This window comes from Prosthecobacter sp., assembly GCF_044226605.1.
Classification (GTDB): Bacteria; Verrucomicrobiota; Verrucomicrobiia; order Verrucomicrobiales; family Verrucomicrobiaceae; genus Prosthecobacter.
Genome location: NZ_JBGAGS010000022.1, coordinates 44,704 through 56,654, shown reverse-complemented (window position 1 = coordinate 56,654; position 11,951 = coordinate 44,704). Strand labels below are relative to the sequence as shown.

Here is an 11,951-nt window from a genome sequence, read left to right as displayed (position 1 = left end):
TTAAAGCAGTTCCCCTTGCACCGGCACCGCAGGCACATCCTCAGCCATCCGCATCACGTCACCCCAGCTTTGCACTAGAGCATTGTAGGCCAGAGCTTCCTGCGCACGCTTCTTTCGCTCGCAGAGGGTGTAAAGTCGATAGGCCAGTTCACGAGCCGTTTCGGCTTTGGCGCCCAGCTTGGCCACCAGTCCAGCGGCCGCGCTTTCACTAGTGCTCAGAGCACGGATGAGATGATGCACCGTCTCCCAGTGCGTGAGACGGCTGTCTGCAGCCGGGTCCCAGTCGGCAGGCAGTTCTTCAGGCTTGAGCAGACGTACTTTGCCACGCGCTGACACCACGATACCCGCATCCACCATGCCCGCGACGGACGTTCCTTTAGCTTTTGAAAGCACTTCTGCGACGCCAAACTCACCTTCAGCAAAACCGCTCTGCTCGAACCAGGCCAGTGCCCAGCGGCTGTCAGCGTCGAAATCGCCTTCCTGCTCGGCCAGCGCGGTGTCAAGAGTCTCGTTGATGAGCGCCAGCGCCTCGCGCACAGATAGTTCGCGCCCCTGCGCATCAAGCACTCTGGAGTAACGAGTGAAAACAGCCATGCCTGGGCCGATGGCGGCCTGTGCGAGATCCACAGGGGCGATGTTGCCAGCCTGCAGATGCCGCAAAGCTCCCGGCAATTCCCGCTGAAGCGCTGCTACAAATTCCCGCCTGGTCGCAGTTGGCGCATCCGCTGATCGCCGACGGCAGACCAGCACAATACTGGATGCTAATGCGTTTGCATCTTGTCCTATCATGCGATTACCGAGTTCGGTTCGCATAGGCCATGTGCCGTTTGTACTGAAACCAGCACGTATTACGGCGTCCAAAAATGTCTCCCATCCAGTGCTCGCAGTTCCAGAATCGCTAGCGCTTTCCGATTGTTTAAATGCGTAATAAATGGTAACGGGAAATACGGGATGGGATTGGGATGCAAGTCGATGCATGGCATTTGTCATTCCATCGAGAAAGAATGCCTCCGCTTCGTCCTTCCCGCCACAGCGGTACGGATTAGCTACAAGCTCTTCGGCTTTAGGCACTGACAATGTTGCGAACAGCTCGGGAAAAACCGGTCGCAGAACGCGGCGAAGCCATACGTAAAAGAAATCCGACAGATCAGCGTAGCCTATGTTGTCATAATAAGGCGGATCAGTTGAAATAACTTTGTCGTTGCTGAGTGTTTGGGTCTGGGAATCTGCTTGAATTGCCTTACCCTGCTGACAGCTCAGATTTCTTGGAAACGCAAACTCTTGGGGCTTAATGATTTTCTCCAAAGCAGCATTATAATTTGCAAGCCAATCGCTGAATGGGTTTAACTCTGCGTAGTCCCACGTCATGGGTATTCCTTGCCGCGCAAAAGTATTTCTCGTAGCCTGCACTACAGGAATCCATCCACAGACAGTCGAATTGAAATCGGTCAGACGGCTGACGACAAAAGCGAGATAAACGGCAACCGCCTCGGCGTATGCGAAGGCTCCACCACCTCCATCCCGAAGAAATTCTCTGTTTCCAGCAGAATCACCTTTCGTCGCATCATGAACTACACGCTTCATCGCTTCACCCGCCAAGTCTGAAAAGGTGGTTAGCATTGAAAGCTGTCGAGAAGTGAATAAATCAGCGTATGTAGCAATTCCATACGGAGGCGTCCAGTGAGAACGCATGTCGTCGGGCAGTGAGCTTTCGGGCTTCCAATATGGTTCCGCTTTTTCTGCGGATCGCTCGTGCGCTGCTGTTGGCGAAAGATAAACTTTACCATCGCCCCCCTCGGCAACGATAGCCATTAGGCGTGCACCAATTCGCCCAGCTTTTCCCTCGGATTTGATATAATCACCATCAATGGGGGAACCAGACATGACACAGCGAAAGTTCGCGCCACGGGCAAGCTTAGTACCAGCTTTTACAAGCTCGGCGTCTTTTGGCTTGGTCATATGCACAACAAATCGGTAGGTGCCATTTTCGACCACAGGCTCGACCCAGGCTTCTTTTCCCTTTTTGGATGACAACATGAAAGTGGATGAGAGTGGTACATCCACATTGCGAAAGGCCGGGTTCGGGCTTTTCACAGTCCTCGCCCAAAGCCACGCAATGACGGTGAGCTTTTTTCCGACCATCGGCTTTAGATCTTTGCGCTGGTCCGCCACTGCTTCGGTAATCTCTATCTTCGGATAAAGATGACCAATACGTTTTACTGCCTCGTCTCGCATCCATTGGCCGTAATAGCGAACATCTTCAACCAATCCTTGCGCTCCACTCCAAGACTTAGTAACGAGCTGGCCTTTGCGTGACTCCGGGTTCACCGGCGGTCGGCCTGCGAACTTGGGCGGAATTTCGATCATGGCTTTGTTTATCAGCACAGCCACAGGATTCAGGTCGCTGGCGTGAGCCTCCAGCCCAAGCCGCTGCGCTTCCAGCGGCAGAGCCCCCCCACCGGCGAAGGGGTCGTGAAACGCGGGAAGTTTGTTCCGGTCAAACAGATCGTTGACGCGAGGGTGCCCGGCGTTGTCCGCGCAGGCGCGCCGCCACGACTGCCAGATTTCATTACGGGCCTTTTGAAGCACTGTCTCATTCGTAGTGCTTTCCCACTGCACCAGCTCTTCGATGATACGGAAAAGCCGCTGCCTCTCTTCCTCGGCAAGGATTTCGTCGAGGTTCGGCTCCGGTCCAGGTTCCGGCGCACTAATACTTGCCGCACTCGCTTTTTCCAGCGTCGCTGTCGCTTCCATCCAGAGTTTGTGCCGAACCTTGAGAAGGCTCTCCGCCCTCCGCTTCAGCTTCGGATCGCCCTTGAGCTGATCAACATAGCTCGATGGATCATCCACCATCTGTGCAAAGATCACCGCCCGCGCCGCCGCCAAAGGCCGTCTCGCCCACCAAAGATGCAGCGTGCTCGGATGCCCATGCCGGATGGACTTCTCCCGTGCTGAAGCCTTGTTAATGGCTTCGAGAGGAAGGGCTACTTCGATGAGCTTTTTGCGAACAGATGTCATTTAACCTTGGTAATTGATGGATTGGAGACAAGCCTCCGCTGTTGCGCCAAAGCGCCAGCGAACCATGGTAAAAAACGGCTTCCACTCTCCGTTGGCGTTCCTTGCGAGGTGCCTATGGACGAGCGAAGGAAAAAGCGTTTCCGGCACGGCCGATTTTTGACGAAGACTTTTGATCTGGTTTTCGATGGCTTTGTGAACCCGCATCCGAGCTTCGGAGAGCCGTCGGCAGTTCAACTTGAAGGTGTTCACCGTTGCTTCCGCCAAATCGACGGACACGCCCGCGCGATCACAATTTGCTTCGTCAGGAATGATGTCGAGTCGGTCTGTGCTTTGACGATATTCAAAGATACGCGGAGACGCCGGAACTTGATCAGGGGCGAGCACTTGCCCATCTACAACATGATCGTCTTTGGCAACATCACAGCTCCGGTTTTCAGATGCAGGCTTCAAATAAGCATCAGGGTTTTGCATCCACGCTTGATCACCTCCCTTGCAGGCGAGCCAGAGATTCGGCCAGTGCAGTCCCCAGTTGACTGGCGCTGGAGGATTCGGCGGCTCAGGGCGATCCGACTTTGGGTGAAAGTGGGCAATCTGCTGGTCGTTCTGATCCAGCAGGCGCTCGCAGTAAGCACACAAACCTCCCTGATCCGTGACAGTCCTATCGAGCACGGTTTCGGAACAAGCCGTATCTTTGAAGTCTTCCCAAGTCGCCTCCGGCTGAGCCTGACGAAAACCGCTCAGACACTGCGGTTCAGGCTGGGACTTCGGCACATGCTTCACAGGCCAACCTCCTTTTCCCAAAGGCGGTTCTCGATTATGGTCATGGCTTCGTCCACAGCGGGCTCGTTGCCAGAGAAGTCGGCGTCGAGTTTCTTCGCCAATGCTTTCGCACCGTCCAGATCCCCCTGATTGATTCGCTCAAAGAGTTTATTGAGGTCCCTCACACGTTCGTTTTCTGTCTCTGGTGGGCGGCTCGGAATTTTCATCACCCTTTCCAAGGCCCGCTTGCTTTCTGCACCGTAAATACCGCCTGGGGATGAGTGCAGTTCTCCATCCCTCAGAACGTGGATGCTCTGACTATGAATGGAGGTCAGCACTGCGGGACTATGGGTCGTGAGGATGATCTGTGTTTTTGGAAAAGTTCGCTGCAACTGCGGAACGATGGTCTGCTGCCAGTCTGGATGCAGATGCAAGTCCACCTCATCAATCAAGAGCAAAGCCTCTGATTGAAGAGGGTCAGAAATTTGAGGGTTAGCCTGCGCTAAACGTCGGGCGAAATCCATGACCAAAGCCAGCATCGTGCGGTAGCCATCGCTCAATTGTTCGGCGTAAAGATCGGTTACGGAACCATCCGCATTTTTACGACTGAGTTCAAAGTGCAACGGGTGCGTGGTAATGCGTGGCTCCGTGAATTCTGGAAGCATCGAGAGAATGGCACGCCTGACCGTCTCCAACACAGGAAGTCTGAACTTGTGGTTCTCCATTCTATTTTGAGTGGCGAGTTCGTCTCGCTCCATGGCAAAAAACCATCCAAACGCATCCTTGAAACGACTGACAGGATCTAGTGCATTCCCGAGAGCAGCTTCGCGACTGAAATCTCTTTGGAAGCTACGATGCCGCTGAGGAATGTCGATCACGGCTCTGCTGGTGCCGTAGTAGGCAAACACCGGCACTGTGCCCCCCGTACGCTCCGCTGTGAGAAACACATCATCGTCTAGCGCCTCACGAAGCTGCTTGGTGCCGAGCAAGGGGGGCAACGCCCCCCTTGTGCGTCGTGACTTGTCGCGCAACAAATGGGCATCCCATTCGACCACTTTTCCGTTGGGCATGCCTTTGAAGCGCAAGTGGCAAAAAGGCTTCGGGGAAGTGTCGTCAAACAGAGCAATAGCACGTTTTGCATGCCGTGAATTCTCCATGATGTCCAGCACGCCACGTCTCTTTCCACCCGGTATCTGGCTAAATCGGCGCGCTATCGGGGCAAGCCCCAGTGCGATAGCATCGAGGATTGCTGACTTGCCAGCGCCATTGTCCCCAACAAAGACATGAACATTCAGTGTCGGGTCAAACTTGATGGAAAGTGACTCGAAACAGCGAAAATGGGTGAGATGGATTTCATGCAGCCTCATGTGGGAGTGCCTCCTTTGGCTAACAGTTCACTAAAGTCATAATTCACACTCGTCACGCCAAAATCCGGTTCCCGCTGGAAGGGGCGGCGCACGTAGTGGACACGGTGCTCGGTGTCCGAAAGAAACTCTACAATGGCGAGGATGAAGTCCTCGGGCTTGTTGAGAGAGTACAAGATTTCGTTGCGGGTGACGGTCAGCGTGGCGGCACCAGTGACACGGCCTTTGACCTCAATGAACCGGAGTTTGCCAGTGCCGGGGACGCTCGACTCGATGTCATAGCCGAGCTTTTCAAGCTCACGGTCAATCGGCTCAAAGCCAAGCGAACGCTCCAATTCCATAATAACCTGCCTTGCGCGTGCTCCGGAAGCCTGCGTATCGATGGGGGTCCCTTCCCCTTGTGACTCTGCCGTGGGAGCCATTTTTTGCAGCAGTCCCACCGGCACCACGAGAAGTCCTCCGAGAATCACGGGCGGCAGCGGGGAAAGCTGGGATTCGAGCTGCAAATCCTCCAGACGCTTTTGCAGTCGGCCTTGCAGCAGATCAGCTCGTTTTTGTGCCTCGTTGGAGTTCAGGCGTGCATTGGGCTTGCCTGCCTGCTCCTGCAATTTGAGATCCTGGGCGCGGTGATCCCAATAATTAATTTCCTTGGTGAGGCGGTCCTTTACGGCGGCCTCGGTTTTGTTGATAAGTGCAACGCGGCGCTGGCGCACCTCGGCCAGGTGCTCTGGGACAACGGTAGCAATGGCGTGAGAGCGTCCCTTGTCCTCCAGACCGGTGCCGATCCATGCACATTCGGGCCTTGCCAGCAATATGTCGGCCTTAGGCTCGTCATCGCGCAAAGGACGGTAGTCGAGATAAGGTGCGTAATGGAGATGGCGCGTATTTCCGGCAGAATCGATCTCAACATAAAGCATCTGCTTCGAAATAACGCGACGTTCGCCGGTGCGAGTGGTGCCTGCGTCCTGAATTGCGTGCTCCATGTAGAAAAGCACACGAGGTTTATCGCCGGAGTCGTTTTCATCCACCAAGATGGCTCCACGGCGAAGCAAATCACGATGGCGTTCCAAAGTGAGATCAAGGGTGGCATCGAGCAATGGATGGCCCGGACACACAAAGGCGGCAAGAGGCTGCCCCTGTGGCTGAATCAGCGGTTTCTCAAACACGATGCGTTCGTATCTGCTGAGGACAGGCTCACCAATTCCAATGAGGCGGTCCCGGTTCCGAACGGGTGCTGGCACGTGAGCAACTTCATACCGCCGTGTCTCCCGCTGACGTGCATTACCCCCTAAAAGTCGGAACGCTTCGAGAAAGAAAGATTCAATGTAGTGAGGCTGAAGACGACGAGCGTCAGCACGTTCCATGTCCTCACGAATGCGATGCACGCGACTGGCATCCATGGCATCATGCGCGAGTGCGTTCTCCTCCACGAGATCCTGAAGCTTTGTGCGGTCGAAAGCCCCGGCAACGACATGATGCAGTCGGGATCGAACGTCAGGCTGCTCGCCGTAGCGCACAGCTTCAATCATCAGTTCACGCAAGGGCTTGCCCTCGAACATGACACGGCCCAACACATCAAACACCTGTCCGCCAAGGGCTTTGCGAGCCTCCTCTAGCTTGTCGAGCAATGTACGGTACACTTCGCCTTCTCGCGTTTCATCTGCCACGAGGTTCCACAGATGGCAAACCTCGGTCTGGCCGATACGATGGATACGACCAAAGCGCTGTTCCAGTCGATTGGGATTCCAAGGCAGGTCGTAGTTCACCATAAGATGAGCACGCTGAAGGTTGATGCCTTCACCAGCCGCATCCGTGGCAATGAGAACTTTAACCTCGGGGTCATGACGAAAGGCCTCCTGCGCTTTGAGGCGATCTTCCCGCCCAACACCACCATGAATGCTGACAACAGCATCATGGTTCCCGAGCAACCTGCCTATGCGTTCAGCGAGATAATTCAATGTGTCCCGATGTTCGGTGAAGATGACGAGTTTTTGACGTGTCGATTTATCTCCCAGCCTGGCCCCATAGGCCGGTGCATCTTCGGCGAGTCGGTTTGCCAAAGCGGCTGGTGTGAAAATTTCGCCTAACAGATGGGACAACTCGGACCATTTCCGGTCTTCTCCGCTGCGGCGCACCTCCATGGCAAGCCCCTCAAGGTGTCGAAGGATTTCGATTTCAGCGCGGAACTCAAGAATGCTGCTGGCTGCGGTGGCTTGGTCGAGCACCTCTTCCTCTGTGACCTCCGTCTCTCCATCTGGCGTGTCTTCAATGTCTTCAATATCTTCACCATCGAGCACAAGCGTAGGCTCAAGATCGCCCGTGGACATTTCGCGGCCACGTTGAAGCAGTTCAAGCTCGCGCAGTCTGGATTCCAGACGTTCACGGCGACGGCGAAGCGACTGATAAATTGCTTCAGGCGACGAGGCTAGGCGACGTTGAAGAATGGTGAGAGCAAAGCCGACGGTGCCAGCGCGCTTGCCGTTTTGCAGCGATTCGGCGCGGTTGAACTCGGTGCGCACATAGTCTGTTACATCCTTGTAGAGCTTCGCCTCGGCATCCGAGAGCTTGTAAGGCACAGTGTACGCACGTCGCTCTGGGAACAACGGTGTAGCGTCAAACTTGAGCAGGCTCTCCTTGACCATGCGCCGCATAAGGTCGGAAACGTCCTGGGCATGCACTCCATCGCGAAACTTTCCTTCAAAACGGTCCCCATCAATCAATGACATGAAGAGCTGAAAATCCTCCTCTTTGCCATTGTGAGGCGTAGCCGTCATCAAAAGGAAATGTCGGGTGAGAGTCGAGAGTAGCTGCCCCAGTTTATGCCTCTTGGTGTATTTGACTTCACCACCAAAAAACGTTGCAGACATCTTGTGGGCCTCGTCGCAAACAATCAAATCCCAACGTGCGTCCGGGGCGGAGAGCTTGGCCTGCACATCTTCATTGCGGCTCAGCTTGTCGAGACGGGCAATGACAAGATTATTTTCCAAGAACCAATTGCCAGTACGCGCCGCTTCCAACTTGTCGTTGGTCAGAATCTCAAAAGGCAGGTGGAAGCGACGATAAAGCTCGTCCTGCCATTGCTCCGCCAAGCTACCAGGACAAACGATCAAACATCGCACCAAGTCGCCTCGGGCGATCAGCTCCTTGATGAGGAGGCCTGCCATGATGGTCTTACCCGCGCCGGGGTCATCCGCCAGCAGAAAACGCAGAGGTTGTCGTGGCAGCATGTGCTCATACACTGCGGTGATTTGATGCGGCAACGGTTCAACCACCGAGGAATGAACCGCCAGAACTGGGTCAAACAGGTGCGCAAGCCGGATACGATGTGCTTCGGATACCAGTCTGAATGTCGCCCCATCCCCATCAAAAGCCCACGGACGCCCAATATCCACAACCTCAATTCGAGACTCGTCGTGTCGGTAAAGGAGCTCATTGGCAACTTTGCCCAAGGAATCTTTGTAGGTCAGCTCCAACGCTTCCGACCCGAACCACACGGTCTGAACCACCGTCACGAGGCTGCTGGGCAGAATTCCTCGAACGGTGGCTGTTGGTTTTAGGTCTTCAAGTCGTGACATGGGAGGCGCGAGGCCGAATATTCGGCCTAGTTAAGGCGTGGAAGTCCAGTAAAGACGCTCCCACAGCACTCGACAAGCGCAGAGCGCAAAAAGCCAACTGCCTCTTGCCGGTGCCACAAACACGTCCCATTGACGCGACAGCGGAGAGGGTGCATGAAAAAAACACCATGAGCTTACCCGGCTTGCCTAAGAACGCTGGAAAACCTACATCTGGCAGTGCGTCCCACATGCAGTTTGCTGGCAAAACGTCAGCCCTGCTCATGCGCAAACTCAAACGAGCAACGTCGCTTTTCACGGGAAGAAAGGACGCCCCTCTTGAGGAGGCCTCTCCGCCGAACTTGCCGCCGCTAACACATGAGGCCGAAGAGGCAATCAGACGCAAAATGTCCGCTGCGCAATTTGGAGATTACATGACAGCGATGGTCATCGAGGGTCTCCAGAGAAGAGACGACATGCCCGAGGAGGAGCTGGAGGAGCGAGAGCGAAACTGGCAGGCTAAACGAAACGAGTATCTGTTAGCGATTCGGGCACTCCAAAAAGCGCCGAACAATCCACCGGCATGGGCTGAAAGCAGTCTGGCTCGTTTCCAAAAAGAGATGCGGGGTGAATAAAGAACCACCCGCTTGCAGAGTCATCAAGGGGCTTTCATTCCCGGTCATGGCCTTGCCCTTCCTCCACCGGCCAAAGCTCCGTATCCAGCCCGATCTCTTTCCCCTCGATCTTGAGCATGTGGGCAAAACGCCCCGTGGCAGACAGCGCCGCATAACAGGCCTTGTTCTGTGCCCCCGTAAGCACCATCAGCCGCCGCACCGCTTCGCCCTTGGAATGATGAACCCGGCCATGCTCAAAAAGTTCAAGCAGGTGCTGCTCTGAAATTTTTTCGTTGTGTCCGCCCGCCCCGCTACTGCTGCCAGTGGTTTCCTTCCACGCCTCAATGTCGAAATCAGGCAGCGGCTTGAATGGGCCGTTGGCACGTTGCCAGGCAGTGCTCGTTGGCATAAGGCCATTGTTGCACTTCGCTACCGTCGCCACGATGCGCAAGTCACTCTCGTCCCGTGTCACGCATTGGAGAAAGATGGCTGCCCTCGCGGCACTTCCCAGAATCAGGCTCCCGCTGATGAGGTTCAAAAGCTCGCGTCCGTTCGCTCGCTCGTTCTCCTTGGGCTTGCGTGTGTGGCTGCCAATCACAAGGCACGGCTGTTCTTCGATCCTTTCAGGAAAGATGGAGTAAAGCCCGTCAATCGCAGAGCGGTAATCCTTCTGCATGCCGTCAGAAACACAGCGGTTCCATGGATCAACCCCAAAAACATCAGGCTTAAATTCTGCAATGTCTCTGCGAAGCTGATCCTGGAAATCCTTGTCTGACAAGTCCATGCCAAAGCGCGGTATTCGCGTGATTCGCACATAGTCTTGGATGTCCTCCCATTTGACCCCAGCCCCTCGCAGCTCGTCTTGCAGGCGCACCTCATCATTCTCAGCTTGAAGGAGCATCGTGCGAAAAGGTCGGTGAACCTTCATGCCAAACCAAGGCGTCTGGAATGCGCCGCACAGCGCCAGCCACGTCATGGCACGGCTTTTACCCGCACCAGCCGCGCCCGCAATTATCGCCATGCCTCCACGGAAAATGAAATTATCTCCCACGATGTGATAATCAGCGGGTGGCTTGAACTGGAAAATGTCTTTGGGAGTCAGCCACTCGATAGCCACTTTCTTTCCGCCTTCTGCCGCTGGATTCTTTCCATTCCAGTCTTGCCTACGGCCATCAGACTGGATGGAATGCCCGGTCGGTTTTGCTTCATCGGCAGGCAGTTCATAAATTCCGGCCTTTGCTCCTGGTTTGGGAGTCGTACTCATGGGCACACCTCCAAAAGCTCGGGGTGGGCACGAATGCTCTCCGCACTCGCCTTTGCGAACAGGTCTCCTAGATCTTTGATGCTCTCCCCTGCTGCATCCCGAATGCCAGCCAGGGAAAAGCCGTCCACCTTGGCTCCAGCATTCCGCAGACTCCGCGCCCATGACAGCGCCGCCCGCTGACCTGGCTCGTCCATTTGCGGAATGATCCGTACGCGCTTGCCCGTCAGACGCGCCGCCACCTCGGGCAACAATTGAACCGCAGCGCCCATACAGCACAGCGCCGCCACATCTGCCGCCCGTCCCTCGCCATCAATCACCGCATGCGCCGCCAGGAAATCTCCCACGCCTTCCACAAAGAGCAGATTCGGGAAGCTCTCCGCCTCCATCAATCCCACCGGCCACGTCTTGTCACCGTAGCAATGCGCCTTCCGTGCAGGCACTTCGCCAAAGCCCGGCCACAGCTCGCCATCCATGCGCCGCAACTCAGCACCGCGCCGCGCTGCATCGGTGATGCACCAGAACGCCCGGCCCCATTGCTGCCCAAAGTGCAGAAAGCCCCGCTCGTCAGCCAGCCGCACCGCAGGCAATGACAGCGTGCGCAGCTTTGCCAGCGCGTCCAGTTCCTGCGCATTGCCGCGTAGCATCGGCGGCCATGGCCTCGCTTTGCGCTCAGCCTGCCTTTTAGGCGCTTGAGGCGTGGCCTCACGCCCTGCCCCTGCCTGCTCACGCATCCACCGCACAGCGCCCGCTGTATCGCAATCCAGCGCCTTTTTGATGAAGTCCACCACATCAAAGGTCTCCCCCGTTGCGTGATCTTTGGCCCGCGTGCCTTCCGCATACACGGAAAAGCTGGCGTGCCTCTCCTCCGGTCTGAAGGGTGACTTGCAGCACCGGCCCGCCTCCCCTGGAAGATGAAGCAGCCGCCATGCCTCATCAATGCGCAGCCGCGCTTTCAGCTCCCGAATCAAGCCCGCCGTGCTCATGGCTGCGTCTCCTCTCCATGGCCTGCCTTGCCGCGCAGAAAGGCGGTGAGCTTTTCTTTGTCAATGAGCACCGCGCCGCGCACCCGCCCCGGCAGTCTGGCAGAGATGAACGCCCCCGCAGCCTTGGCCGCAGATACCAGCCCCGAACGGCTCAGCCCTGTGAACCGGCAGCGCCCCTTGGGAGAGGGGAGGCGCAGAAACTCCGCCTCATGAATGGGTGCAGGCTCAAAGCGCTGCTCCATCCCGTGTGGCAGATTCCCCGCCACCGATGGGCGGCCCGTCTTGATGCCCGACAGTCCGCCCCTGGCTGCCGTGGATGATTGATGTTGGCGTGATGTTGTGTTCATGTCCGTGATCTCTTTGGAGATTGCGGACACTCATTTATAGCCGTGGATAAC

8 protein-coding genes are annotated in these 11,951 nt (G+C 56.0%); 1 reads left to right on the top strand and 7 read right to left on the bottom strand.

Features of this window, described 5'->3' with window-relative positions; genetic code table 11:
* Genes ACILSO_RS25670 through ACILSO_RS25655 form a run of 4 tightly spaced genes read right to left on the bottom strand, consistent with a single transcriptional unit; the run spans nt 1 to nt 8,716 of the window.
* A complete protein-coding gene (locus ACILSO_RS25670) occupies nt 1–3,018 on the bottom strand; it encodes a DUF1156 domain-containing protein (protein ID WP_395740334.1) in 3,018 nt (1,005 codons plus the stop codon).
* A complete protein-coding gene (locus ACILSO_RS25665; protein ID WP_395740333.1) occupies nt 3,019–3,798 on the bottom strand; it encodes a retron system putative HNH endonuclease in 780 nt (259 codons plus the stop codon).
* A complete protein-coding gene (locus ACILSO_RS25660; protein WP_395740332.1) occupies nt 3,795–5,144 on the bottom strand; it encodes an AAA family ATPase in 1,350 nt (449 codons plus the stop codon). The genes ACILSO_RS25665 and ACILSO_RS25660 overlap by 4 nt, the downstream gene beginning before the upstream one ends.
* On the bottom strand, nt 5,141–8,716 hold the full coding sequence (locus ACILSO_RS25655; RefSeq protein ID WP_395740331.1) for a helicase-related protein: 3,576 nt from the start codon (nt 8,714–8,716) through the stop codon (nt 5,141–5,143). Before ACILSO_RS25655 ends, ACILSO_RS25660 begins: the two co-directional genes overlap by 4 nt.
* 260 nt (nt 8,717–8,976) lie before the next feature.
* On the opposite strand from ACILSO_RS25655, the gene ACILSO_RS25650 reads away from it, so the two are divergent.
* Entirely contained in the window at nt 8,977–9,327 is a 351-nt protein-coding gene (locus ACILSO_RS25650; protein WP_395740330.1) for a hypothetical protein, read from the top strand.
* A gap of 34 nt (nt 9,328–9,361) precedes the next feature.
* Here the strand turns inward: ACILSO_RS25650 and ACILSO_RS25645 are convergent, their stop codons facing one another.
* The 3 genes from ACILSO_RS25645 to ACILSO_RS25635 are packed head-to-tail and all read right to left on the bottom strand — an operon-like array spanning nt 9,362 to nt 11,900.
* The gene (locus ACILSO_RS25645; RefSeq protein ID WP_395740329.1) at nt 9,362–10,570 is read right to left on the bottom strand and encodes an AAA family ATPase; all 1,209 of its coding nucleotides are present in this window, start codon (nt 10,568–10,570) and stop codon (nt 9,362–9,364) included.
* A complete protein-coding gene (locus ACILSO_RS25640) occupies nt 10,567–11,553 on the bottom strand; it encodes a hypothetical protein (protein WP_395740328.1) in 987 nt (328 codons plus the stop codon). The genes ACILSO_RS25645 and ACILSO_RS25640 overlap by 4 nt, the downstream gene beginning before the upstream one ends.
* Complete coding sequence (locus tag ACILSO_RS25635) at nt 11,550–11,900, bottom strand: hypothetical protein (protein ID WP_395740327.1); 351 nt, start codon at nt 11,898–11,900, stop codon at nt 11,550–11,552. Before ACILSO_RS25635 ends, ACILSO_RS25640 begins: the two co-directional genes overlap by 4 nt.
* Nucleotides 11,901–11,951 lie beyond the last annotated feature (51 nt).